This window comes from uncultured Rhodococcus sp., assembly GCF_963525155.1.
GTDB lineage: Bacteria > Actinomycetota > Actinomycetes > Mycobacteriales > Mycobacteriaceae > Rhodococcus_F > Rhodococcus_F qingshengii.
In genome coordinates this window covers 1-24,751 of sequence record NZ_CAURKP010000078.1, presented here as the reverse complement: position 1 = coordinate 24,751, position 24,751 = coordinate 1, and the positions used below count along the sequence as shown (strand labels likewise).

Below are 24,751 nucleotides of genomic sequence, written 5' to 3'. Positions count from 1 at the left end.
CAGCAGTAGCTCACACCACCACGTTGTGAAAATCGATCTCTGCGGCCAGCATGCCCGAGAACCACCGATCCAGGTCCTCGTCGCTCACTGACTTCGGCATGGCGTCCACTTCGCACGCCAGCACCGCCACCTGGGACACGAACGGCGGAGCGACATGCATGTCCACCCAGTCCTGCAACGCTGGTTCGCGATCTACCTTCACTGCCGCCGCCTCCCGGCACCACGACAGATACAGGGTTTCCGCGGCGTACATACCAACCAGGGCCGCCGCCCTCCCCTCTTCGCGAGCGAGGGCCAAGGCGTGCGTGGACAGCACGGCCGACTCCTCGACCAGCGCCGCTGCGTCACCCTCGTACGGGAAGCGGGAACGCAAGTGCGCGAAATACTCGCGCTGCTCGCCCACCAGGTTCGACATCGACGTCACGTGGTCGAGCGCGTCGTCGAGCGTCGGGGATTCGGCGACCACCAACCCCAACACCTTGACGGCCGTCAGTACAAATGCCTCTTCGATCACGAGGTACCGGCGGAATCCCTCATCACTCAACGTCCCGCCGATGGTGTCCTCGATGAATGGAACCGCCCGCGCGGCAGCGAGATTACTCTGCTGCCGCGCGAGCAGGTCTGAGGAGCGACTCATTCGCCGGCGACCCAACTGATCAAGCCGTCGAACAGGTCGGTGTATCCGGGCCACTGCTCACAGAACTCCGGCGGAGCCCAGTGCGGCGAGCAGTCCGAGGTGAAGACGATCGACCGTCCGGCGCCGTATTCACCGGCAGCGACAAGCGGATCGCCGTTGATGGTGGCGGGAACCACGGCACCGTCCTTCGCGACGACGCGGTTGTATCCCAGGAGCGCCGGCCAGGAATCGCCGGCACCACCGAGAGCCGGGTGAGCAGCATCGACGACGGTGGGAACGATCCCAGCCGGTGTCTCGACGCGATCGTCTTCGGCCAGCATCGTCACGGGCAGTACCTCGGCGATCGCGGTCTGGCGGAAAGCTGCTCGCGCCTGGAACCCGGAGAACGAGAGGTAACCACCGATCATCATCAGTGAGCCGCCGGCGTTCACCCAGTCACGAAGCGCGACAAGGCGATCCTCGCCGGCGCGGAACTGGTCGAACACGCCGGGAGCCAGCTGCAGCGAGTTCGCTCCGATGTCGGAGAGAACGACGACGTCGAACTGGGACAACGCTTCTGCGGTACCGGGGAACTGCGTCGGCACCAGGTGTGCGGGCATGTGTGTCACGTCGTGGCCACGTGAGGTGAGCGCATCCCGAAGCGGACCGACACCCTCGACGTAGGAATGGACGCTGAACTCGTCGACGCCCTTGACGTGCGTCGACGTCGTCATCCAGCTCTCGCCGGCGATCAGTACTCGTTTACCCATGACTGCTTCTGTTTCCTTTCGCGGCCTGCTCGAAGAGCGACCTCGGGTTGTCTCGCATCAGTGCGGACACTTGCTGGGGATCTACGCCTGCGCGCACCAATCGGGCGGCGAAGGCGAGTGGTACGTAGGAGAATCCGTTTCCGCCGTGCTTTCTGAGCATTGATTTGAGGAAGAGGTCGTGACTGAGCAGGAGCTGTGATGCGTGACCGGAGGTGACCAATCCGGCTACCGCAGTGGCTGTTTCCGCCGGATGCGGAGAAAGACCCTCGCCGGGGAAATCGAAAGGCATCCCGATCATGTCGAACTCGAGAAAGACACCGCGGTCGGCGAGCGATCGTTGGTAGTCGGCGTCGTGTCCGGACGGGTCCATGTGGCACAGGACCACTGCTTGCGGATCGACGCCCATCTCGTCGACCACGATGTCGACGACGTGATGTCCCACGCGCTGCCAGCCCGGAAGGTGGACGAACAGGGGCACGTCCACCTCGCGCTGGGCGATGCATGCCGCCCGCAACGCTTTCGCCTCGTTCTGAGTGAAGAGCGGGGAGACTCCGATCTCCCCGATCACGCCAGGAGCCAATTCCTTTGCCGGATCGAACTCCTCGACGAGCGAACCTGCCAGATCGTCGACACCGAGTTCGTGGACCTCGACCGGATGGGTCGTCTCGAGGTACCACCCTGAACCCATGATCACTCGCACGTCTGACTTTCGCGAGAACTCCGCCAACTTCTCCGGTGCCCGGCCCAGTCCCGGCGGTGTCAGATCGACGATCGTCCGACCACCGAGGCGGGCGAAGTCCGCAAGGTCTTCCACCACGGCCGATCCGTCGTCGACTCGACAATTGTCGAGACTGTAATACGGATTGTCGTGAAGAAGCCAGGCATCCTCGGCGCGTACCGGACCGGCCAACCGCTGTGCCACAACCGGATCCGGGGCCTCGGTGTACGCCCCGGTGACGTCGTTGTGCAGATGTTCGTGTGGGAGAACCAGTCCGAGTTCCGAGCTGTCCACGGTTCCCGTGACAGTACGAACCTTGCTCATGAGCGTGCAGGCCCCGACGGTGCGGACTGCAGGTGTCGCCACAGCGCGCTCAGTGTATGTCCGCGCATGTTGATCCAGATGGCCAGTAGCAGAACGACACCGGTGATGATCGGCGTCAGGAACGGGCTCACGCCGAGCAGGGTCAATCCGTTGGCGATGATTCCGGTCAGGACGGCGCCGATGACGGTACCGATCACGGTGCCGCGACCGCCGAAGAGATTGGTGCCACCGAGAACCACCGCGGTGATCACGGTGAGCTCGAATCCCGTTGCGGAGTTGGCCGAACCCGAGCCCAGTCGAGCCGCGATCAGCAGTCCCGCGATACCGGCAGCCAAGCCGGTGAAGACGAGCGTCATCATGAGCACACGACGCGTGTTGACGCCGGACCGTCGCACGGATTCGACGTTGGAGCCGATACCGGTGACATAGCGCCCGAAGCGCATGCGGTTGAGCGCAATTGCTCCGATGACCACGACGACGAGAGCAATCCAGGCGCTGGCGGAGAACCCGAGGAACTCAGCAGTTCCGAGCTTCGCGAAGTAAGTGTCGGCAGGAACCGGAACGGAGAATCCTTCGGTCCGATACAGCGCGATACCGCGAATGACGGACATCGTCGCCAGAGTCACGATGAACGGCGGAATGCCCTGATAGGCAGCGAGCCATCCGTTGACCAGGCCCCAGGCCGCACCCATCACCGGGGCGGCGACGAAGACCAGGGACGAATCGACGCCGGCCTGGATAAGCTCGGCACTCATCGCCGCGACGAACGCGACGATCGCACCGACGGACAGGTCGATCTGACCTGCCGTGATCACGAAAGTCATCGCCACCGCGATGATCAGAACCGGAGCGATCTGGGTTGCCAGGTTCGACAGGTTCGTGAATGTCAGGAACGACGACGTGGTCGCCGAGAAGACGGCTGCGACAGCAACTGTCACCGCCAGCATCGCGAGGGTGGGCTTGTTGACGCTGTCCCACAAGGAGGGTTTCGCGGCGAGCTTGCGCTCGATCGGCGCCTGGGTCTTCTCGAGAGTGGTCATGCCGTGGCTCCCTGTGTTGCTGCCGATGTCCGTTGCGGCACCGGAGTTCGAGTGATGAGTCCGACGAGGGACTCGATGTTGAGGTCGCCGATCGGAACGTCGTCGACACTCTGCCCCTCGTACATGACCGTGATTCGGTCACACACGCGGAACAGGTCCTGCAGGCGGTGTGTCACGAGAATGACGCCCACGCCGGCCGCTGCGACGTCCGTGATCAGCTTGAGCACCGACTCGACCTCGGCGACGGCAAGCGCTGCGGTGGGCTCGTCGAGGATCAGTACGTCTGGGCGGAAGGAGACTGCGCGGGCGATCGCGACGGTTTGCCGCTGTCCGCCGGACAGTTGCCCGATCTCCTGGTAGGTCGACTTCACCTTGACATGCAGGTCGGCGAGAATGTGAGCCGCCTTCTCGTGCATGGCATGCCGGTCGAGGAAGGGGCCTTTTCGCGGTTCTCTGCCGAGGAACAGATTGCTGGCGACGTCCAGCGTGTCGCACAGAGCCAGATCCTGGTAGACGATTCCGATCTTCTTCTGCTGGGCGTCGAGAGGCGTCGAAAAGCGCACTGGTTCACCGTTGACGCGCATTTCGCCGCCGTCGTGCTGAACCGCACCGGCGAGAATCTTCATCAGAGTGGACTTACCGGCGCCGTTGTCGCCGACCACTCCGAGTACTTCACCCTTCGCCAGCCGAAGGTCCACTCCTTGAAGGGACTTCACCGGTCCGTACGACTTGGTGATGCCCGAGAGTTCGATCAGTGGAGGTGCCATGATTACTTCTCCAAGTAGTACATGTAGTCGGCCACGTTCTCCGGGGTCACGATCTGGGTGGGAACCGGGATGTTTGCCGGAGCGCCGCGTCCGCAAGCCAGGTCGATTGCCGAATTCATTGCCTCATGGCCGAATTCGAAGGTGTTCTGCTGGACCACGCCTTTAAGCCAACCGGCTTTGAGTCCGCCTACCGCCTGATCCGAAAGATCCCAACCGACTGCTTCGATGCGATCCTGCGCCTTCTGACTGTTGACCGCCGCGACGAGACCGATCAGTGCCGGCTCACCGGTTGCGTAGACGTACTTCATGTCGCCACCGCCGGTCAGCAGGTTCTCCGCTGCGGTCTGTGCGTTCTCCTGAATGTTACGTCCGTCCACGACGGTGCCGACGGTCATTCCGCGGCCGGTCACGGTCTCCGTGAAGCCCTTCTGCCGCTCCAACTGGACCGTGCTGTTGAGCGCGCCGACGATACCGACCGTTCCGGTGTTGTTCGCGACGTCGGCCAAGGTGTTTCCGATCTTGGCACCACCCTCGGCGTTGGCCGTACCGACCTGAGTCGACAGTGCCGGATCGTCGATGGTCGCGTCGACCGCGACCACGGGGATGCCCGCGTTCTTGGCCTTGACCACCGACGGCTTGATTCCGTCCGTGTCGATTGCATCGACGATGATCGCGTCGACTCCGGCGGCGATCAGATTGTCGAAGGCGTTGGCCTGCGCGACGGAATCGTCGTTGCCGCTGATGATCTGCAGGTCGACGCCTGCTTTGTCCGCGACGTTCTTCGCGGCATTGTTGATCTGGTTGAAGTACAGCGCCTGGAGGTTGATGGTCACCAGACCGACCTTGAGCTTGCCGTTCGTCCCGTCACAGCTTTCGGCGACCCGGGTCGGCTGCGGGATGGACGAGCCCCCCGATGCGTCCTTCGAGTCACTCGACGAAGCCGAGTCACAAGCGGTGAGCGTGAGCGCGACTGCAGCTCCCAGCGCCAGAGGCAATGCACGTTTCATCATCGAGTCTCCAAAAGGGTGTGAGGGGTCAATGTTGCTGTGAAGCTGTCCAATTCATCTCGGGTGGGGCATCCGCGGGGGCCTGCGGTGGCGCAAGCCAATGCAGCCGATGCCCCGGCGAGTCGTGCGGCGTCCACCGGTGAGCGCCCGGCGTCGACAAAAGCGATGTACGTACCGCCGAAGCAATCACCGGCCCCGACTGCATCGACGACGTCGACCGCTACTGCCGGTTCGCTCGTCACCTCGCCGTCCGGTGTGGCCAGTGTCCAACCTCGCGAGCCGTCGGTCACCAGCAGATGGGTGTGGTGCTCGGCGGCCAGAGTCTGCCACTGGTCGAAACCGATCCCGAACTCGCCTTCCCACAGGGCACGCCCTACGACGACGTGGTCGGCCAGAGCGAACGCGCGCAGTGCCGCGGCTTTGTTTTCACAACCGTCCAGATCGATTACCAGACTTACGCTTCCCGGTAGTTCATCCGGGAGGAAGACCGCACGGTATCCGTCGAGGAACAGTCGTCCACCGCCGGCAGCGGCCAATCGGGTGACGACAACTCCGATGCGTTCGGCATCGTTCGGGTCGTCCTGGCTGATGATGGAGCGATCGCCGTCCTGCGCGATGAGAACAACTGCCGTCGACAGGAACGCATCTCGCGGCGACCAACTGGTGTCGACGCCGTCTGCCTCGAGGGCTTCGAGAAACTCGGTGGACCGCGCGTCCGGGCCCACGGCACCGGCAAAGATCACTTGCGCGCCCATTCTGGCCGCGGATACCGCAGCATTTGCATTCATTCCACCGTCGATCTGACTGATGGCCGTTGCCTGAACGCGCTCACCGAGTACCGGTACGTGTGGGACATGTACCGTCACATCGTTGTTGGCGTATCCACAAAAGACAATCATGGTTACTTTCCTGCGGCCCGGGACAGTTCGCGGACCTTCTCGCCTGCGACCCGTCCCCACCAGCGTCCATTGTCCTTCACCGAGGATGCAACTATCGCGCCGTCGCATTCCTTCATCAGCGCTGCGACATTGGCAGCCGTGATGCCGGAGCCGATGATCACCGGAAGAACGGTGTTGTCTCGGATCACGGAAACCTCGTCGACCGAAGCGGCGTCACCGGTGCGCGAACCCGTCGCGATCAGAACATCTGCGTCGAAGAACTCGGCGTCTTCGGTCTGTTCCGCGACAGTGCGGTCCGCGACAATGGCATGCGCACCGTGTTTGACGTGCACGTCAGCGAAGATCCGGACCGGGTCGGCGCCGATGCGATGGCGGAAGCGCGTCGTCTTGGCCGCCTGACCCTCGATGAATCCCTCATTGGCAATGTAGGCATTTGCCCACTGATTGACGCGCACAAAACTCGCGCCTGCCGCCCACGCTGCGGCCACTCCGCACTCGCCGGCGTTGGACAGGATGCTGACGCCGACCGCCTTGCCGAACTCGCCGACCACCGCTGCCGTGATGACTCCCATGCTGGCGGCGGTTTCGTATCCGTGTTCGCCGGGCTTGAGGAACGGTATGTCCCAGTGATTTTCGACGATCACACCGTCGAAACCGTTGTCGACATACGCGTGTGCTTCCTCGACGGCGAAGCGAGCAATTTCCGAAACCGGCTGCCCGGTGTAGTGCGGGCTGCCCGGCAGGGCCGGGAGGTGAATGGCCCCGATGAGAGATGGCGTGCCGGTGAACATCTCTGCCAGCGCCGAGGGCTTGGGCGGAAAGACTCCGAGCGGTGATGCGGTCACTTCAGCTACCCCATTCCATGCGCAAGATTTGCGCTGTATGTCCATGCACAAGATCTGCACACGATGTAATCGATTGCCTTGATGAATTAGCAGGTTATGCGATCAACACCGGGTTGTGTCAAGGATTTCACAATTCGAATTTGTAAACGATTGCCTCAATCGCGTTACATGCGGGACACTGGACCGTGCGGTTCGATAACCTCGGACCCGAATCGAGCAGAAAACGGGGGACGCATGCGCAAGGCGACCATTCGCGATGTCGCGGAACTGGCCGGGGTCTCGACGGCCACCGTGTCGCGGGCACTGTCCGGCTCCCGCCCTGTCTCGGACGAGCTTGCAGCGACGATCAAACGAGCCGCGGATTCTCTCGGATACTCGGGAAACATCATCGCCAGCTCACTGCGTCGTAATCGGACGGACACTGTCGGAATGGTGGTTCCGAGTATCGCGAACCCCTTCTTCACTTCGCTGGTGGTCAACGTCGAACACGTCCTCGCTCGGCGCGGCCTACAACTGTTCCTGTGCGATTCTCGTTCCGATCCCGACGTGGAAGCGCAGCGACTCAAGTCGCTCGTCTCCCGGCAAGTGGACGGAATCATCATCAGCCCGTGCCACGGCGAACTGAGTGCCGAAGCCGTCCGAGCCAGCGCGGCAACGCTTCCGGTCGTTCAACTGGACCGGTTTGCAATGGATACCCAGACGGACTGGGTCGGCGTCGACGACGACGCCGCTCAATCCCTGGTGATGGAGCATCTGTCGGAGCGTGGCGCGCAATCAGCCGCCTTCATCAGTTCCGAGCTGACCAATTCGTCAACAGAACTTCGCCGGGCCGGCTTCTTCCGCCACGCGGATCGAATGGGCATCGAAACTCGTGACGAGTGGACACAACTCGGCGAGTACTCGATCGAGTGGGGGCGCACGGCATCCAACATCATCCTGACCGGCAAAACTCGCCCCGACGCCCTGGTCTGCGCCGACGACTTGATCGCACTTGGCGTGTTGCAGACGTGTCACACATTGGGCATCGACGTTCCCGGCGACGTTCTGGTCACCGGTTTCGACAACATCCCATTCTCCGAATTGTGCAACCCGCCGTTGACCACCGTCGGGCAGCCGCAGGAAAGAATCGCGGAAGAAGCTGTGCGACTTCTGGATCAGGCGATGAACAACTCTTCCGAGTCGACAGCCCACATCGCGCTTGCTCCTGAACTGATTGTCCGTCAGTCCACCGTCGGCCAAGCGGCGGCAACCGCACCGTAAGCAGCGATCGCATCGTCCAGTTCGGAAACCTTGACGCTTTCGTTGGCCGCATGCATCAGCGAGGGAGTGCCAGGGCCCCAGATCACGACGGGAGCACCAGGGGCGGCGGCGGCCAGTACCGAAGCGTCGGTGAAGTACGAAACCGGTTCGGTTGCAACAGGGGTAGGCAGGGTCGCCAACCACGGGTCCGACGCGTCGGTACGCACACCTCCCAGATGAATCGACGTCTCCACCGAGTCGACTTCTGGTTGGGCTCGCCACCACGCGAGCAGGTCGGCGCCGTCTCCCACCGTGCGGTGATCGATCACCGCACGTGCACTGTCCGGCACGATGTTCGGAGCCGAACCCCCGCCGACCAAGCCGAGGTTCCAGGTTTCGGCACCCAGAAACGCGTCGGACGACAGCGGAAGCTCACGCCGGGCTCGGTCGACGACGTCAAGCAGTTTGAGGACGGCGTTAGTTCCTCGCTGCGGTGTACTCCCGTGCGCGGCTTTTCCTTTGACGGACACTTCGAGCCACAATGCGCCGCGGTGCCCCAGGTTGATGCGATTGCCGGTCGCCTCGGGAACGATGACAGCCCCGACCTCGAGATTCGCCACGGCGTCGGCCGAACGAACAGCCCCGAGCGATCCGATTTCCTCGTCGCTCGTCAGCAGTAGTGCGACCGGGACTCCACGTTCGAAAGCGTCGACAACCGCGGCAGTAGCGGCAACAAGGCCTGCCTTCATATCCGATGTCCCTCTGCCGAGGAACAATTCGCCGTCGACCTGTGCGGCGTACGGGTCGAACTCCCAGTCGGAGACAGTGCCCACTGGCACCGTGTCCACGTGGCAGGCGAACAGTAGTCTGGCTGCCAAGGGTGCAGCTTCGTTGGTGATCAAGGCCCAGGGATGATTGCCGGTCAGGTCTGACTCCACCTTCGCCTGTGGCGCACGTGAGAGAACCAACGAGACAATCGAATCCATCGCCCGCTGTTGAGGAGCGGCCTCCCCCGAGACCGTGTCGAGAGCTACCAGTTCCGAGAGAAGTCCGAGGGAATCCATGTACCTATTCTTGCACTGCCACGGATTCAGTGCGCTGCCAGCTGGGCGATGACGACGTAATTGTCGTCGGTCGACTCTCCTTCGACGACATCACAATTGGCGAGGATCAGCCGTCCCGGAACCGATTCGCGCAACTCGTGAGCGCCCAGCAGCGAACCTTTGTGCAGCGGCCCGACTGTTTCGACGTCGTACTCGAGTGTGCCGTTCGGTGTACCCAGGAGAATTCGATCGCCCGACTCCACTACCCGGAGCGCCCGGAACGGTGCTTCGCGAGTGGTGTAGTTGTGGCCGACCACGACAACTGTTTGTGTGGTCGACGTTCCCGGCATTCCGCTTTCACCCCACCACACCGGCAGTTCGTCGACGGGATTCAGTTGCTGCCCACTCTCGCCGCCGCGCATCAGTTTCTCCGAGTGCAACGGACTGCTCAGGTACGTAACCCCGGACGCAGACCTCAACTCGATCCGCTCGGGTTCTGCCGGATCGACGGTCACCGAAGCCGGTGCAGCCGCGATATGCGACTGCACCGGCGAGCGGTCTGGTAGCGATCCTGCGTTCTCGCCCGAACATCCGGATGCGAGGAGGGCGAGGATCGCTACCGCCGAGAGGCCGGCGCTACGCAGACGTGTTGCCCGGGCCGTCATGACGCTTGCGACGAACAACCACCGTCGTAGCTGCTGCGGCGGCAGCGCCCACGACTCCGACGCCGATCAATACAGCCGGCAGGTTGGAGTTGCTGCTACCGCTGGTGCTGCTGCTTGCGGTGTCACCGAGAGCAAGGTCGACCGGGGGCAGGCTTCCGGCGAGCGCCGGATCGCCGTCGGCATCGGTGACGTAGTAGTCGACGACGTCGAAGGCTCCCTTGTTGTTGTAGTAGCCGACCAGCTTGACGCCGGTCTTGTTCACTACAGCGGTGGTCTCGTCGACCTTCGTGACCCCGGAGCCGTCGTCAGTGTGCTCACCGATGATCACCTCACCGCCGACGCCTGTTCCGTTGTCGATCTCCTTCTCGCCCTTTGCCTTGAGCTCGTCGACGATCTTCTGCGCTGCATCCGCTTCGGCCTTTGCGGCGGCTGCGGCGGCCTGAGCTTCCTTTGCCTTTGCTGCTGCGGCGTCGGCCGCCGCCTTCGCGTCTTCGGCGGCCAGGTAGAGATCCTGCGCCTTCTTACTCGCTACTTCGGCAGCTTCGGCCTTCTTGGCGGCTTCGGCAGCCTTTTCGTCGGCGATTGCTCGCTTGTCGGTGGCAGCCTCCCCTGCAGCATCGGCCTCGGCCTGCGCCGTCTCCGCGGCCTTCTGCGCAGCGTCGGCGTCCTTCTGTGCGGAAGCCGCAGTAGCCGCCGCTTCATCTGCGGCCTTACGGGCGGCGGTAGCAGCTTCTACCTCGGTGGCAGCTGCGGACTCGGCTGCCTTGGCCGTGGTTTCAGCGGCGGTGGCCACCTTCTGAGTTTCCTTGACGGTGATCGCGAGCTGCTTGGCGTTCCATGCGGCGGCCAGCGCCTGAGCCTTAGCGACGGCTGCCTTCGCGAAATCCCAGTTCTTGAAGGCTTCCTCGGCTTCCTTGTTCTTGTCCGCAACCAGCTTGGCGTTTGCATCCGCGGCAGCCTTCGCCTCATCGGCTTTGGCTTGCAGAGCATTAGCCTCGGCGCGCGCCTTTGCTGCCTCTTCGGTCTTGGGCCCCGAACCGGCGGCCTTCGCAGCTTCCTCGAGTTCAGCAGCCTTGGCTGCGGCCGCGTCTGCTTCTGCCTGAGCTGTTTTTGCTACCTCTTTCGCATCGGCCGCCGCGGACTCCGCAACCTTGGCTGCCTCTTCAGCTTCCTTGGCGGACTGTTCCGCGGCCCCTGCCTCCGCCTTGGCCTTGGTCGATTCGACCGCCGCCTTGGTTGCCTCGACGCTCGCCTGAGTCATTGCCTCGGTCGCCTTCACCGAAGTGTCTGTCGCTGCGGACGAGTCGACCCCTGCCGTCGCGGCTGCTTCGGCGGCCTTCGCTGCCGCGTCGGCTGCTGCTTTGGCTTTTGCTTCGGCTTCCGCCAGTGCTGCGGCGTCCGTACCTGCGGTTTCGGCACTGCCCGCGCCCGCGACCCCGGCTTCAACCTTCTCGGGTGTGGTCTCGGTGCTCGTCGCCGCGTCGGCGTCGGTGGTGGCAGCTGCCTCTTCCTCGGCGCAGGTCACCAGCGGATCGGCACTCGGGGTACACACGGTTTCGGGCTCTGCCGATGCAATTCCTGTGCCGCCCACCGCCAATCCGAGAGCTAGTACGGCACCGGCGGCCGCAGAGCGGACCCTCCGAGAATGGGCGATGGACTTCTCCGACATAGCGCTCAACCTTTCGGCCTTCTTTACGAAGACGGCAATTCCGGCGTGGACGGCCTTTACTTCGTCGGCTGAGTTCCAGACGTTACGACCGGTCGGTCCGAAAAATTGAAAGCTTATGTTCGAGTCGCAGGAATCAGGACCGCGGAACGCGCCCCATCAGGTAGAACTCCGGATTGGGCAGCATGCCGGAGAAGCTCGCCATGCGATTGCTCAGCCCGAAGAATGCAGTGATCGCGGCGATGTCCCACGCGTCCTCGTCGCCGAAGCCGTGCACACGAAGGGCGTCGAAGTCGGCGTCGGCGATTTCGTGCGAGGCGGAGTTCACCTTGGTGGCGAAGTCGAGCATCGCGCGCTGACGATCGGAGATTTCTGCGGTGCGATAGTTGACCGCAACCTGGTCGGCAACCAGCGGCTTCTTCTCGTAGATACGCAGAATTGCGCCGTGCGCGACAACGCAGTACGTACATTTGTTGGCCGCAGAGATCGTCGTGACGATCATTTCTCGATCACCCTTGGTGAGTGCGGAATCTTCCTTGAGCATGATCGCGTCGTGGTATGCGAAGAATGCCCGGAACTCGGCTGGCCGTCGAGCGAACATCAGGAAGACGTTGGGCACGAACCCCGACTTCTCCTGGATCTCGAGAATCTTGGCGGCGATGTCCTCGGGCACCTCGGTCAATTCAGCCTGCGGAAAACGGGTGCTCACTATGCCTCCTGGTCAACCATCGATGTTCGATTCAAGATAATGATGATTAACTGAGTTGTCCAGATGCATTTCCTGCCCTACTTTTTCGGGCATGGATAGTCGGGTACGGCCCAAGTGATCTGCGTAGCGTGAAACCCGTGAACAGGAAGACACGATGATCGACGGACTGAACCGCGCGCTCGACTACATCGAAAGCAATCTGAGCGGCGAGATCGAGACAGCCGAGATGGCAAGGCTGGCAACCACCTCGGAGTATCACTTTCGGAGGATGTTCTCGGCCCTGGCCGGCATTCCCGTATCCGAATACATCCGTCGACGTCGACTCACCCTGGCCGGTGCCGAGTTGTCCGTCAGTAGATCAGGAGTGTTGGAGACCGCCGTGAAGTACGGCTACTCGTCCGCGGAGGCCTTCACACGAGCGTTCACCGCATTTCACGGCGTGAGCCCCGGCGCGGTCAAACGCGCTCCCGCCGTTCTCAAATCCCAACAGAAACTTGTCATTCACGTGACACTGGAAGGAGCCACACCGATGGACTACATGCTTGTGGACAAACCTGCCCTGACGGTAGTCGGGTTCAAGACCCGGGTTCCATTGGTTCACGAAGGTCCCAATTCTGCGATCGAAGATTTCACCCGCTCCGTGGACAAGGTTGCGTTGCGAGGGTTGCGCGAGCTCTCCGATCAGGACCCGGCGGGAATCGTCAGTGTCGTCGACAATTTGGCGAATCCCAGAACCGAAGGCACAGAACTGGATTACTACCTGGGAGTGGTCACCGGCAAACCTTCACCCACGGGTTTCGATGTGCTGACGGTCGACGCACACACGTGGGCCGTCTTCACCGCCGACGGGTCGGAAATCGAATCTGTGCAGTATTTGTGGCGAGATATCTACACGGAATGGTTCCCTGCCAACCCTTTTCGCTCCGTACCTGGTCCCGAGATCATGCGTACCGAATACAACGACGATTTCACCGTCGCACGGTTCGAGCTCTGGATTCCGGTCGAGAGCGAACTGAGCGACGTCGGGGCGTAAAACAGCCGCCAGGTCGGATGGAAGTCACGACCCGGCGGCTGAGCCATCAGATGAAACAGACTGTCAAAGAATCAGTTTCGCTCCGGTAGCAGCAACCACGTCCTCGACGCTGATGCCCGGCGCCGTCTCCACCAGGCGGAGACCGTCGTCAGTCACGTCGATCACGGCCATGTCGGTGATGATTCGCTGGACGCAGCCCTTACCGGTCAGCGGAAGCGAGCACTTCTCGACGATCTTGTGCTCACCCTTCTTCGAGACGTGCTCCATCATCACGATGACGCGCTTTGCGCCGTGGACCAGATCCATCGCGCCGCCCATGCCTTTGACCATGTGGCCAGGGATCATCCAGTTCGCGAGGTCTCCGGTGACACTGACCTGCATGGCACCGAGCACGGCAACGTCGACCTGGCCGCCGCGGATCATGCCGAACGACGCTGAGGAGTCGAAGAACGACGCACCGGGGAGAACGGTGATGGTCTCCTTGCCCGCATTGATCAGCTCGGGATCGAGTTCGTCCTCGGTCGGGTACGGCCCCACGCCCAGAACGCCGTTCTCCGAGTGCAATACAACGGTGATATCGGTCGGGAGGTAGTTCGGAACCAGCGTCGGCATACCGATGCCGAGGTTCACGTACTGCCCGTCCTCGAGTTCGCGCGCGACGCGGGCCGCCATCTCTTCGCGGGTGAGTTTGGTGGGTAGTACAGAAGTCATGCTCGTACCGTCCGATTCTCGATGCCGACCGTCACGGGGCCGACGTGGACAACACGCTGAACGTGAATGCCCGGCGTGTGGATCTCGGCGGGGTCGAGCTCACCCGGCTCTACGAGGTGCTCGACCTGCGCAATGGTGATGCGCCCCGACGTTGCTGCAGCCGGATTGAAGTTCTGGGTACTCGCGCGGTAGACGAGGTTGCCATGCCGGTCACCTTTCCAGGCATGGACCAGTGCATAGTCGGCGACGATGCCGCGCTCCATCACGTAGGTGACGCCGTCGAAGTCACGAGTTTCCTTGGGCGGACTGGCAACTGCGATGCCGCCGCTGCCGTCGTAACGCAGTGGCAGGCCGCCGTCGGCGACCTGGGTGCCGACGCCGGCCGGGGTGAAGAACGCGGGGATGCCCGCTCCCCCGGCGCGCATGCGCTCGGCGAGCGTGCCCTGCGGCGTGAGTTCGACTTCCAGCTCACCGGAAAGGTACTGACGCGCGAACTCCTTGTTGGAGCCGACGTACGAGCTGACAGTACGACGGATACGCCCCTTCTCCAGAAGCACTCCGAGCCCGAACCCGTCGGTGCCGCAGTTGTTGCTCACCGTTTCGAGTGATGTCGCGCCCTGCTCGAGGAGCGCATCGATGAGGATTTCCGGCACTCCGACGAGCCCGAAACCTCCGACAGCGATCGTGACGCCGTCCGGCACGTCGGCGACGGCCTCGGCAGCAGTGGGAATGACTTTGTCCATCATGTCGATCACAGTAGCGCGACCCGTACGTATTGTGAACCCCCGTCCGCATAACGAACATTTTTCGCCCCCGGCATTGCCTGGGTCACATCTACGAACTATTCTGTTCGCAGAGCGCAACACATGTACACATTGCGAACAACTTCACGTAACCGAACGACGAGGTTCCCTATGCTGCATCTACCGCCGAGGTACCAGCGGCCGACTGGCGTCAACGCCCCGGCCGATTTCGCGGACTACAAGACGACTTCCCTTCGCCACCCGAAGCAGCCGCTGAAGCTGCTCCCCCAGCGGCTCACGGAGCTCACCGGGCCGGTATTCGGCGAGGATCGCGTCGGCGCCGGCGAAAACGACCTGACCATTGCCAACGGCGGCGAAGCACAGGGACAGCGCATCGTCGTTCACGGCCGCGTACTCGACGGCGACGGAAAACCCGTCCCCCACACACTGCTCGAGGTGTGGCAGGCCAACGCCGGTGGACGCTACCGCCACACCGGCGACAACTGGCCCGCGCCGCTGGATCCGTTCTTCAACGGCCTGGGTCGCTGCGTCACCGACGCGAACGGCCACTACAGCTTCACCACGATCAAGCCGGGCGCCTACCCGTGGATGAACCACGACAACGCCTGGCGACCGGCACACATCCATTTCTCGCTGTTCGGCACGGCATTCACGCAGCGCCTCGTGACGCAGATGTACTTCCCCGACGATCCGATGTTCTTCCAGGACCCGATCTACAACGCGGTACCCGAAGCAGCACGTCACCGCATGGTCAGCGTCTTCGACTACGACGCCACAGTCCCCAACTGGGCTCTCGGGTTCCGCTTCGACATCGTCCTGCGCGGCCGTAACGCCTCCGTATTCGAGAACGAGGAAGACCACGATGACTGATCACACCGCGAAGCCCGCACCCACTTATCCGGTCGTCCCCGGCGACTTCACCACCGCCCCCTTCGGTGTCACGCCCTCTCAGACCGTCGGGCCGTACTGGCACATCGGCCTCCCCTGGACGGACGGCCCCGACGCCGCTCCCGCCGATGCCCCCGGACGAATCACGCTGGCCATCACGGTGATCGACGGCGCCCGTACACCCGTCGCCGACGCGATGATCGAAACATGGCAGGCCGATACGCTCGGACGCTTCAACCATCCGGACGATCCCCGTGGCGCAGTGGAGCTCACTCCGGCTGGTTTTCGCGGATTCGCCCGCAGCGCAGCGGATCCCACGGGCACTGCATTGGTCCACACTGTCAAGCCCGGTGCGCAGCCCACTGAAACGGATGCGGACGAGGCCCCACACGTGAACGTGTCGGTCTTCGCTCGCGGCATGCTCGACCGCCTGGTCACCCGCTTGTACTTCCCCGAGGACACCGACGCACACGCAACAGATCCGGTGCTGTCGTCACTGAGCGAAACCGAACGCGCGAAGTTGGTTGCAACCAAGGTCGACGGTGGGTACTCCTGGACGGTCTATGTTCAGGACGAGGACGCGAACGGCGTCGAGACGCCCTTCTTCGAGCTGTAAGAGGAGTACACATGCCCACTCGCGGCGCACTGTTCGACCCGGTGTTCGGGGCCACCCGCGTATCGGAGCACCTGTCCGACCAGGCGTGGGTCACCGCGGTGCTCGACGTGGAGGCCGCACTGAGTTGTGCGATGGCCACTGTCGGATTGGCGGACGGGGAACATTGCGCCGCGGTGGCTGCTGCCGCGGCCGAACTCTCACAACCGGGCGGTCTGGACATCGTGGCGCTCGGCCGCGCGTCGGCCGCCGGCGGAAATCCCGTCATTCCGCTGGTGAAGATGCTGCGCGAAAGGGTGGGACAGGAAGGTGTGCCTGCCTCCGTGGTGCACCCGGGCGCCACCAGTCAGGACATCATGGACTGTGCGCTGATGCTGTTGACGCGACGCGCGGGCGCGGTGGTTCTGGCCGACCTGACCCGCGCCGCCGATTCCGCCGCCCACCTCGCCCGCATCCATCGCTCTACTCCGATGGTCGCGAGAACCCTGGGACAACAAGCACTTCCGACCACCTTCGGGCTACTGGCATCGAGTTGGTTCACCGCACTCGACGCCGCAGCGATTCGCCTCGAGATCGTATTGTCCACGTTGCCGGTTCAATTCGGCGGAGCCGCAGGAACACTCGCTGCGTTGTATCCCGACGGGCTCAGGATCGCCGACGCGCTGGCCGACGAACTCGGCCTGGCCAGGCAGGTCACTCCCTGGCACACCGACCGCGTGACTATCGCAGAACTCGCGACCACACTCGGTATCGTCGCCGGCGCCGTTTCCAAGCCCGCCACCGACATCACCGTCATGGCGTCCACCGAACTGTCCGAGGTTGCCGAGAGCGCTCCGGGCGGCTCATCGGCCATGCCGCACAAGCAGAATCCGGTTGCCGCGATCACCGCCCGCGCGGCAGCGCGACGTGCTCCCGCGCTGGTGGCCACAGCCCTGTCGAACATGGATCACGAATTCGCTCGCGCCGCAGGCCCCTGGCACGCCGAGTGGGAAACCGTCACCGATCTCCTGCGTCTGGCAGGCGGAGCGGCGCACCAGCTTTCCGTGAGCCTCACCGGCCTGCAAGTACACACCGAGTCGATGGCTCGCAATCTCGACATCACCGGTGGCCTGATTCTCGCCGAGCGTGTCACCAAGGCCCTGTCCGCACACACTGATCGAGCGCGCGACATCGTCACCGCGGCAGCCACTTCCGGAACCAGATTGGATCGTGATCCCGCCATCGCAGAGCACCTGAGCGAAACCGAGATCGCCGAACTACTCGACCCCGCACACTATCTGGGCCACGCCACCGATCTGGTCGACCGCGCCCTCGCCGAACGCCCCACAGGAGGATCTCGATGAGCGTCGCGCTCAACTTTCAGCAGACCGGCAATCTCGATGCCCCGGCAGTGGTTCTCCTGGGTTCACTCGGATCCGATCTGTCCATGTGGCAGCCGCAGATTCACGCGCTGTCGAATCGCTACCGCGTCATCGCCGTCGACCATCGCGGCCACGGCAAGTCACCGGTGCCTGCGGGCCCCTACTCCATTGCCGATCTCGCCGGCGATGTCATCGCTCTCCTCGATTCGCTCGAACTCGAGTCCGTACATCTCGTCGGGCTCTCCCTCGGCGGCGCTGTCAGCCAGTGGATCGCCGCACACCACCCCACTCGCGTCGAGACGTTGACCTTGATGTGCACGTCCTCGCAGTTCGCCCCGGCTCAGCCGTGGATCGATCGTGCTCGGGCTGTCCGTGCGGACGGTATCGCGTCAATCGCGGCCGCCGTCGTCGGACGCTGGTTCACGCCGGGACTGGCCGACAACGATCCGGAACTAGTTGCCCGCCACGTCGCAATGGTCGAAGCCACACCCGACGAGGGCTATGCCGCCTGCTGCGAGGCGCTTTCGACGTGGGACGGCCGCAACGACCTGGCACGCATCGTCGCTCCGACGCTCCTCATCGCTGGCGAGCAGGATCCGGCGACGCCTCCGGCGACGTTGAGCGCGATCGCCGACGGTATCGCCGACGCGGTACTGCACGTCGTTGATCCCGGCGCACACCTCGCCAACGTCGAACAAGCCGGGCGCGTCACCAAACTACTTGCAACGCATATTGCCTCGCACACATCTGCGCTCGCCCAACGTAGCGCCGCGGTGTCGGCCGGCATGACCGTACGACGCCAGGTGCTCGGCGACGCCCACGTCGACCGTTCCATTGCCGGTGCCACCGAGTTCACCGCCCCTTTCCAGGACTTCATCACTCGCACGGCGTGGGGTGACATCTGGTCGCGCCCCGGCCTCGATCACCACACCCGCAGGCTCCTCACTCTCGCGATCCTCACCGCCGTCGGCAACGAACACGAACTCGACATGCACATTCGCGCTGCGCTGCGTGCCGGGATCGATCCCGACGAACTCGTGGAAGTATTTCTCCATACCGCGGTCTACGCGGGTGTGCCGAACAGCAACTTGGCTTTTGCGCTGGGAAAGCAAGCACTCGCGGACCTCTCGGCCGAACCTGAGGAGAACGAGACAACATGAGTGAGAACAGCAGCGAGCAGGCGCCGGGACCGTCCCCGGACTACGTGCAGTCGCTGGCCCGTGGGCTTTCCGTCATCAAGGCTTTCGACGGTGAGCACCCGCGTCGCACCCTCAGCGAGGTTGCCAGGCACACCGATCTCACGCGTGCGACCGCTCGCCGCTTCCTGCTCACACTCGTCGAACTCGAATACGTACGTACTGACGGTTCGGTGTTCTGGTTGACGCCTCGCGTCCTCGAACTCGGCTACAGCTACCTGTCCAGTCTGTCTCTCCCCGAGATTGCCGGGCCGCATCTGGAAGCTTTGTCCGCCAAGGTCCGTGAATCCACGTCCGTGTCGATCCTCGACGGTGACGACGTCGTCTACGTGGCTCGTGTTCCGGTCAGCCGCATCATGACGGTGTCCATCACCATCGGCACGCGCTTTCCCGCCTATGCGACGTCCATGGGCAGGGTCCTGCTCGCGGGCCTACCCGACGACGCATTAAACGCATACCTCTCTCGAGTGTCCTTCGCCCGCCTGACCGGCAAGACCATCTCCACGGCCGACGGACTACGCGCCGAACTCGAGAAGATTCGCGCCGACGGATTCGCGATAGTCGATCAAGAACTCGAAGAGGGTCTGCGCTCTCTTGCCGCACCCATCCGGGACGCAACCGGTGACGTGGTCGCGGCCGTCAACATCTCCACCCAGGCTGCCCGCTACAGCGCCGAAGCTGTTCGCGGTGAACTGGTTCCGGCCGCAGTCGCCACCGCAGACGCAATCTCCGTCGATCTCGGACGTACTCAGTCGTCCAACAATCACTCGGCAGCGACCCGCTGACCGAGCAGACCCAAGGAAGAACCAATGCCTGACGTTGTCATCTGTGAACCGCTCCGCACCCCTGTCGGCCGCTTCGGCGGTGTATTCCGCGACGTTGCCCCGGAAGATCTCGCCTCGACGCTGATCACCGAACTCGTCACGCGTACCGGCATTTCCGGCGCGGAGATCGACGACGTCATCCTCGGCCAGGCTTCACCGAACGGTGAGGCTCCTGCGATCGGACGCATCGCGGCGCTCAACGCGGGTCTAGGTGTGGACGTTCCTGGCATGCAGGTGGATCGCCGGTGCGGGTCGGGATTACAGGCAGTCATCCAGGCCGTCATGCAGGTTCAGTCCGGTGGCAGTGACCTGGTCCTCGCGGGCGGTGCCGAGTCGATGAGCCAGGCCGAGTTCTACGCAACCGGAATGCGTTGGGGCGTCAAGGGTGAAGGTGTTGCGCTCAGCGATCGTCTCGCGCGCGCCCGCGTGACAGCCGGCGGACGTGACTTCCCGGTTCCCGGCGGAATGATCGAAACGGCAGAGAACCTGCGCGCCGAGTTCTCCATCAGTCGCGAAGATCAGGACGCACTCGCGGTGCAGTCGCATCAGCGTGCCGTTGCCGCACAGAAGAACGGCGTCTTCGCCGAGGAAATCGTTCCGGTATCCGTTCCGCAGCGCAAGGGTGAGGCCCTGCTCGTCGACACCGACGAGCATCCGCGGGCCGACACTTCGATGGAATCGCTTGCACGCCTTCGTCCCATGCGCGCAAAGATCGATCCGGACTCCACCGTGACGGCAGGTAATGCCAGCGGCCAGAACGACGGCGCAGCGATGGCGATCGTCACCACCTCAGACAAAGCCCGCGAACTCGGACTGCGCCCCCTCGCACGCCTGGCAAGTTGGAGCGTTGCCGGAGTTCCCCCGCGCACCATGGGCATCGGTCCCGTCCCGGCGTCGGAGAAGGCACTCGGCCGCCTCGGATTGACCGTGGCGGACATGGATGTCATCGAACTCAACGAAGCCTTTGCGGCACAAGCACTTGCAGTCCTGCAGAGTTGGAATCTCGAGGCCGACGACCCGCGCATCAACCCCAACGGCTCCGGCATCTCCCTCGGACATCCGGTCGGTGCCACGGGTGGACGAATCCTGGCCACCCTGTTGCGCGAGATGGACCGTCGCGAAGCGCGTTACGGCCTCGAGACGATGTGCATCGGCGGCGGGCAGGGCCTGGCTGCGGTCTTCGAGCGCCTGTCCTGATCAAGCCCCGACGTGCGGGACGCCGGAGTCACCGAGTTCGCCGCGTAGGCCGTCGAGAAAGACACGCAGCAGGTCGGTGAGGTCGGCCTGCTGCTGCTCGGTGAGAATCGACGTCAGTTCGGCTTCACGGCCGAGGACTCGGTCCACCAATTGCTCCACCAGTCCGTGACCGGCGGCAGTGAGGGTCACGAGCACTATTCGTGACCCTTCCGCGGCGGAAGACCTCTCCACCAGACCCGCGTTCTCCGCGCGCGCGAGTCGCTGCGAGATTGCACCGGCCGTGACTCCGGTCTGCTCGGTGATCTGGCGAGTCGTCAACTGATACGGCTCGCCGGATCGCCGCAGGACACTGAGCAGGTCCAGAGTCGCGGTGTCCGCACCGGCCGAGGCGAGTACCCGTCGGCGATCCTCACCGAGCAGCTTGGCGCACATCCACAGCCTGGTGACGATGCCGATACCCTCCACGGGCGTGCCCGGCCTTTCGCGAAGCCACGCCAAGGCAACCGCGTCCACCGCGTCGTCCGGGTTGTAGTCGCCCACCACTGCACACCTCGTTTAGCTCTAAATGATACGTTCTTCGTATAGGTCTAAACGTAGCTCACGGAGGTAGGCATGACACGCACAGTTCTGGTAACCGGCGGCGGAACAGGGATCGGACGCGCAGTTGCAGCGGCGTTCGCCCGAGACGGAGACACCGTTTTTGTCACCGGCCGACGCACGGAACCACTCGAAAAGACCGCGGAGGAGTTGGGCGATAATGTTCACGCCTTGACTTGTGACAACTCCGACCCGAAAGACCTGAAGCGGCTGCAGGATTCACTTCCGGGAACCATCGACGTCGTGGTGCACTGCGCCGGCGGTAACACGGACTTCGATCGCGAAGCGCCGTCAGATCTGGAATCCCTGGCCGCCGGGTGGCGGGCCAATCTGGACTCCAATCTGATCTCGGCAGTGTTGACCACAGCAGCAGTTCGAGATCGAATCCCCAGTGGCGGTGCCGTCATCACCATCGGATCGATTGCCGCCGACAAGGGAGCTGGAGCGTACGGCGCTGCCAAAGCAGCAGTTGCGACGTGGAATGTCGATCTGGCCGCCGAACTGGGCCCAGAAGGCATCACGGCGAACATCGTCTCCCCCGGTTACATCGCCGACACCGAGTTCTTCCGGGACTTTCTGACGGACGAGCGTCGCGCGATGCTGATCGAATCCACCAGCACCAAGCGCGCCGGAACCCCGGACGACATCGCATCAGCCGTCCATTTCTTGGCCTCACCGGGTGCCCGGCAGATCACCGGTCAGGTATTGGCAGTCAACGGCGGTGAGAGAACCAGTCGCTGATCACGCCAGGTGGCGCTCGAAGAACGAGTCGATTCGCTTCCAGGCATCCTGCGCTGCAACTGGATCGGGACCGATTCCGAGGATGCGCTCCAAAGGACGAAGCACCTTGGGTCCGGCCTCCGCGTCGTTGAGGAACGCGTGGCCGGCGGTGGGGTACTCCTTGACGTCGTTCTCGATACCGGCATTGCTGAGCGCCGTCTCCAGCTTCGCTGCCGCGCCCCGGAGCGAAAAGTCCTTGCCTCCGAAACTCCCGACGATCGGGCACGCATCCACCACGGCCTCATCGAGTTTGCGCGGAAGCTGACCGTAGTTCACCGAGGCAGCGTCGAAATCTCCGGCGCTGACCATCGCGAAGCCGCCGCCCATGCAGAATCCGATGACCCCGATCTTTCCGGTGCAGTCCGTGGATTCCACAAGCCAACTGCGAGCGACTTCGATGTCGGTGAACGCCTTGCCGTGTCCTCGAAGCATCGACGTCATGGTGGGCACGAGGCACCGCTTCGCCCCGCCCGCGCTGTAGAGGTCGACAGCAAGCGTCAAAAACCCCGCAGCGGCCAGCCGCTTGGCTTGCCGCTGCATCACCTCCTCGAGCCCGAAGGCCTCGTGAATCATCACTACCCCCGGCCACGGGCCGGGGGTAGTGGGGGTTTCGAGTATCGCTCGCAGCGGTTGTGATCCGCCGACTACTGCGGCGCGGCCCGTCAGATCTATGTCCACCATGTTTCGATGCTAGGCCGACGCAGGGTCCGTACGCTCGGAAGCGAGGTCAGGGGAGTTGTTTTCCCTGGCCCGCCGCAAGCCCGGTCAAGACCTCGGCGAGCTGCGGCAAGGCGTACGGTGCGCTCAGTGGACCGAAATTGTCGACAAAGGCATTCGAGAGCAGAAGTTCGACCGGCGCATAGGCTCGCGCCTTCACCGCGGGGAGGTTCTGGAAAACTGCGAAGTTCTCCAACCTCGTCGTCGCTTCCTGATCAGAAGCGAGGCTGAGCAAAATGTCTGCGGGTGCGAGTACCTCCGCCTGCTCCATCGACAGCGCAGTCATCTGCTCGGCGTTGTATCCGCGATAGTCGAGTCCGAGTTCGCGCAGCAGAACCCCGGGCGCACTGGCATCCCCCTGCACATACAACTGATCGCCGTACATCGAGCCGATCATGATCGTCTTGCCACCCAAGCCGTTCAGGGAAGCTGCGGTGTCGGAGATCAGAGCGTCGGTCCGGGCGATCGCTGCAGCAGCAGCCTCGTCGACAAAAGCGGCCTGCCCGACCGTGGCGACGCCGTCACGCCACGAGGTGGTCCAGTCCAGCGCGATGACCGGCGCGATCTGACTGAGCCTCTCGGCTGCCGGTTCGAGATAAGTCTTCATTCCGATGATGAGGTCCGGCGAGTAGCGCGCGATGATTTCCGGGTTGATTTCGCCTGTGGTGCCGAAGCTTTCGAGGTCGGCTATTCCCGCGGTGCTCTGCCAAGGCAGTGAACCGCGGTCCCACGATCCTGTGTTGCCGTAGGCGACTGGGTGAACGCCGAGCGAGAGCAGGAATTCCAGATCCGTGAAGTCGCTGGCAACAACGATCCTTTCCGGCTTTCCCGAGATCGTGGTGGTTCCGAGCGCATTGATCACCTCACGTTGTTCGCCGGCATCAGAAGCATCTGATGTAGTCGAACACCCGGCAAGGATGGCGGCCGCTGCCGCCGCGCCGACGCCGAAGAACCCACGGCGGCTGAGCTGGTCCACAAGTTCAGCGGTCGTCGGTGATTCGCGAATCGTTCCGTACACGTGTGCACTCTCCTTCTCGGCGTCTGCTGCGCGCACCGAGGGCACAGCGAAAGAGAGGTTAGCCCACCCTCATCTTCCATAGGGTTCCTACGTTTGCGATTCCGAGAGATCGGAGCGATAAAAATGGACCGTTCTCGAGCGGACAAGTACATTCCCGCTGATCTATCACCGCAGGCAGTTGGGCGAGCCACCAGTCCCTGCCTTCGGCGATCGGGTCGCTCCAGCATCGAAAATCAGTTGAAGATCAGTTGCCATTCCCTCCTCGAAAGCTTCCGAATTACCGTCTTTTGCACGTCGCCCACCGTTCGACTTGCGCGGCGTGGGAGGATAGACATATCGAGATCGGGACTTCGATGTGAGGGCCCGGATCGAGTTTGTAGGGAGTATCGGTATGGCACAGGGCATCGTGAAGTGGTTCAACGGCGAAAAGGGCTTTGGTTTCATCGCTCCCGACGACGGAACACCGGACGTGTTCGTTCATTACTCTGAAATCTCGGGCAACGGCTACAAGTCGCTCGACGAGAACCAGCGTGTGGAGTTCGAGGTTGGCCAGGGCCAGAAGGGTCCTCAGGCCACCAATGTGCGCGCTGTCTAATCAGTGACACAAGAAGAGGGGCGCCCCCCCAAGGGGGGGGGCCGCGTCGGGAGTGTGCTTACGGCGCCCCCCGAAGCGCGGTTGGTGTGTCTTATAAACATCTGACGCTGCCCACGGGCGGTCGGGGGTGTTGTTGTCGGTGGGGGGCG

Annotated in this window: 27 protein-coding genes; 10 read left to right on the top strand and 17 right to left on the bottom strand. The window is 63.2% G+C overall.

The features are described 5' to 3' along the window. Positions 1 to 10 precede the first annotated feature (10 nt). From RWT78_RS16730 to RWT78_RS16695, 8 genes are read right to left on the bottom strand one after another with little or no spacing between them, the layout of a single operon-like run. Entirely contained in the window at positions 11 to 637 is a 627-nt protein-coding gene (locus RWT78_RS16730; protein WP_228401363.1) for a TenA family protein, read from the bottom strand. Beyond that, positions 634 to 1,386, bottom strand: a complete 753-nt coding sequence (locus RWT78_RS16725; RefSeq protein ID WP_003939869.1) for a glutamine amidotransferase — start codon at positions 1,384 to 1,386, stop codon at positions 634 to 636. The genes RWT78_RS16730 and RWT78_RS16725 overlap by 4 nt, the downstream gene beginning before the upstream one ends. Continuing rightward, the gene (locus tag RWT78_RS16720) at positions 1,379 to 2,470 is read right to left on the bottom strand and encodes a phosphotriesterase (protein ID WP_228232250.1); all 1,092 of its coding nucleotides are present in this window, start codon (positions 2,468 to 2,470) and stop codon (positions 1,379 to 1,381) included. Before RWT78_RS16720 ends, RWT78_RS16725 begins: the two co-directional genes overlap by 8 nt. Further along, positions 2,425 to 3,468 carry an ABC transporter permease gene (locus RWT78_RS16715; protein ID WP_003939698.1) on the bottom strand — a complete coding sequence of 348 codons (1,044 nt, stop codon included), beginning with the start codon at positions 3,466 to 3,468 and terminating at the stop codon, positions 2,425 to 2,427. The genes RWT78_RS16720 and RWT78_RS16715 overlap by 46 nt, the downstream gene beginning before the upstream one ends. After that, entirely contained in the window at positions 3,465 to 4,235 is a 771-nt protein-coding gene (locus tag RWT78_RS16710; protein WP_003939830.1) for an ATP-binding cassette domain-containing protein, read from the bottom strand. The genes RWT78_RS16715 and RWT78_RS16710 overlap by 4 nt, the downstream gene beginning before the upstream one ends. 2 nt (positions 4,236 to 4,237) lie before the next feature. Further along, positions 4,238 to 5,245 (bottom strand): substrate-binding domain-containing protein, encoded by a 1,008-nt coding sequence (locus RWT78_RS16705; RefSeq protein ID WP_019745494.1) that lies wholly within the window; start codon positions 5,243 to 5,245, stop codon positions 4,238 to 4,240. Beyond that, positions 5,242 to 6,141 carry a PfkB family carbohydrate kinase gene (locus RWT78_RS16700; RefSeq protein WP_050654580.1) on the bottom strand — a complete coding sequence of 300 codons (900 nt, stop codon included), beginning with the start codon at positions 6,139 to 6,141 and terminating at the stop codon, positions 5,242 to 5,244. The genes RWT78_RS16705 and RWT78_RS16700 overlap by 4 nt, the downstream gene beginning before the upstream one ends. Positions 6,142 to 6,143: 2 nt before the next feature. After that, positions 6,144 to 6,986 (bottom strand): BtpA/SgcQ family protein, encoded by an 843-nt coding sequence (locus tag RWT78_RS16695; RefSeq protein ID WP_003940276.1) that lies wholly within the window; start codon positions 6,984 to 6,986, stop codon positions 6,144 to 6,146. 234 nt (positions 6,987 to 7,220) lie between these two features. On the opposite strand from RWT78_RS16695, the gene RWT78_RS16690 reads away from it, so the two are divergent. Next, positions 7,221 to 8,246, top strand: a complete 1,026-nt coding sequence (locus RWT78_RS16690; RefSeq protein WP_003939717.1) for a LacI family DNA-binding transcriptional regulator — start codon at positions 7,221 to 7,223, stop codon at positions 8,244 to 8,246. Here RWT78_RS16690 and RWT78_RS16685 read toward each other — a convergent pair. From RWT78_RS16685 to RWT78_RS16670, 4 genes are all read right to left on the bottom strand, one after another. After that, positions 8,207 to 9,289, bottom strand: coding sequence for a M20/M25/M40 family metallo-hydrolase (locus RWT78_RS16685; RefSeq protein ID WP_314676758.1), 1,083 nt, complete (start codon positions 9,287 to 9,289; stop codon positions 8,207 to 8,209). The two genes, RWT78_RS16690 and RWT78_RS16685, sit on opposite strands and share 40 nt — an antisense overlap. A gap of 26 nt (positions 9,290 to 9,315) precedes the next feature. Further along, positions 9,316 to 9,933 carry a sortase domain-bontaining protein gene (locus tag RWT78_RS16680; protein WP_314676757.1) on the bottom strand — a complete coding sequence of 206 codons (618 nt, stop codon included), beginning with the start codon at positions 9,931 to 9,933 and terminating at the stop codon, positions 9,316 to 9,318. Further along, positions 9,905 to 11,602, bottom strand: coding sequence for a hypothetical protein (locus tag RWT78_RS16675; RefSeq protein WP_314676755.1), 1,698 nt, complete (start codon positions 11,600 to 11,602; stop codon positions 9,905 to 9,907). The genes RWT78_RS16680 and RWT78_RS16675 overlap by 29 nt, the downstream gene beginning before the upstream one ends. Before the next feature lie 133 nt (positions 11,603 to 11,735). Then, the gene (locus RWT78_RS16670; RefSeq protein ID WP_003940498.1) at positions 11,736 to 12,308 is read right to left on the bottom strand and encodes a peroxidase-related enzyme; all 573 of its coding nucleotides are present in this window, start codon (positions 12,306 to 12,308) and stop codon (positions 11,736 to 11,738) included. Positions 12,309 to 12,462: 154 nt separating this feature from the next. Between RWT78_RS16670 and RWT78_RS16665 the strand changes: the two genes are divergently transcribed. After that, positions 12,463 to 13,341, top strand: coding sequence for an AraC family transcriptional regulator (locus RWT78_RS16665; protein WP_314676752.1), 879 nt, complete (start codon positions 12,463 to 12,465; stop codon positions 13,339 to 13,341). 63 nt (positions 13,342 to 13,404) lie between these two features. Here RWT78_RS16665 and RWT78_RS16660 read toward each other — a convergent pair whose 3' ends face one another. Next, complete coding sequence (locus tag RWT78_RS16660) at positions 13,405 to 14,052, bottom strand: CoA transferase subunit B (RefSeq protein WP_314676750.1); 648 nt, start codon at positions 14,050 to 14,052, stop codon at positions 13,405 to 13,407. Continuing rightward, the gene (locus tag RWT78_RS16655) at positions 14,049 to 14,795 is read right to left on the bottom strand and encodes a CoA transferase subunit A (protein ID WP_030536554.1); all 747 of its coding nucleotides are present in this window, start codon (positions 14,793 to 14,795) and stop codon (positions 14,049 to 14,051) included. Before RWT78_RS16655 ends, RWT78_RS16660 begins: the two co-directional genes overlap by 4 nt. 171 nt (positions 14,796 to 14,966) lie before the next feature. Between RWT78_RS16655 and pcaH the strand changes: the two genes are divergently transcribed. From pcaH to RWT78_RS16625, 6 genes are read left to right on the top strand one after another with little or no spacing between them, the layout of a single operon-like run. Further along, complete coding sequence (pcaH, locus tag RWT78_RS16650; protein WP_007730015.1) at positions 14,967 to 15,686, top strand: protocatechuate 3,4-dioxygenase subunit beta; 720 nt, start codon at positions 14,967 to 14,969, stop codon at positions 15,684 to 15,686. Continuing rightward, on the top strand, positions 15,679 to 16,320 hold the full coding sequence (pcaG, locus tag RWT78_RS16645) for a protocatechuate 3,4-dioxygenase subunit alpha (RefSeq protein WP_314676747.1): 642 nt from the start codon (positions 15,679 to 15,681) through the stop codon (positions 16,318 to 16,320). The genes pcaH and pcaG overlap by 8 nt, the downstream gene beginning before the upstream one ends. Positions 16,321 to 16,331: 11 nt before the next feature. Further along, positions 16,332 to 17,660 carry a 3-carboxy-cis,cis-muconate cycloisomerase gene (gene pcaB / locus RWT78_RS16640; protein WP_314676745.1) on the top strand — a complete coding sequence of 443 codons (1,329 nt, stop codon included), beginning with the start codon at positions 16,332 to 16,334 and terminating at the stop codon, positions 17,658 to 17,660. Beyond that, positions 17,657 to 18,838 (top strand): 3-oxoadipate enol-lactonase, encoded by a 1,182-nt coding sequence (gene pcaD, locus RWT78_RS16635; RefSeq protein WP_314676743.1) that lies wholly within the window; start codon positions 17,657 to 17,659, stop codon positions 18,836 to 18,838. The genes pcaB and pcaD overlap by 4 nt, the downstream gene beginning before the upstream one ends. Then, positions 18,835 to 19,659: an IclR family transcriptional regulator C-terminal domain-containing protein gene (locus RWT78_RS16630; RefSeq protein WP_003940116.1), complete on the top strand. Its 825-nt coding sequence runs from the start codon at positions 18,835 to 18,837 to the stop codon at positions 19,657 to 19,659. Before pcaD ends, RWT78_RS16630 begins: the two co-directional genes overlap by 4 nt. 24 nt (positions 19,660 to 19,683) lie before the next feature. Next, on the top strand, positions 19,684 to 20,895 hold the full coding sequence (locus tag RWT78_RS16625; protein ID WP_314676741.1) for an acetyl-CoA C-acetyltransferase: 1,212 nt from the start codon (positions 19,684 to 19,686) through the stop codon (positions 20,893 to 20,895). Here RWT78_RS16625 and RWT78_RS16620 read toward each other — a convergent pair whose 3' ends face one another. Beyond that, positions 20,896 to 21,435, bottom strand: coding sequence for a MarR family transcriptional regulator (locus tag RWT78_RS16620; RefSeq protein WP_314676739.1), 540 nt, complete (start codon positions 21,433 to 21,435; stop codon positions 20,896 to 20,898). 72 nt (positions 21,436 to 21,507) lie between these two features. On the opposite strand from RWT78_RS16620, the gene RWT78_RS16615 reads away from it, so the two are divergent. Beyond that, on the top strand, positions 21,508 to 22,233 hold the full coding sequence (locus RWT78_RS16615; RefSeq protein ID WP_030536548.1) for an SDR family NAD(P)-dependent oxidoreductase: 726 nt from the start codon (positions 21,508 to 21,510) through the stop codon (positions 22,231 to 22,233). Here RWT78_RS16615 and RWT78_RS16610 read toward each other — a convergent pair whose 3' ends face one another. Further along, entirely contained in the window at positions 22,234 to 22,953 is a 720-nt protein-coding gene (locus tag RWT78_RS16610; protein ID WP_042447001.1) for a dienelactone hydrolase family protein, read from the bottom strand. A gap of 46 nt (positions 22,954 to 22,999) precedes the next feature. Further along, a complete protein-coding gene (locus RWT78_RS16605) occupies positions 23,000 to 24,043 on the bottom strand; it encodes an ABC transporter substrate-binding protein (protein WP_314676736.1) in 1,044 nt (347 codons plus the stop codon). Between the two features lie 355 nt (positions 24,044 to 24,398). On the opposite strand from RWT78_RS16605, the gene RWT78_RS16600 reads away from it, so the two are divergent. After that, positions 24,399 to 24,602 carry a cold-shock protein gene (locus tag RWT78_RS16600; protein ID WP_003939930.1) on the top strand — a complete coding sequence of 68 codons (204 nt, stop codon included), beginning with the start codon at positions 24,399 to 24,401 and terminating at the stop codon, positions 24,600 to 24,602. The last annotated feature ends 149 nt before the right edge of the window (positions 24,603 to 24,751 follow it).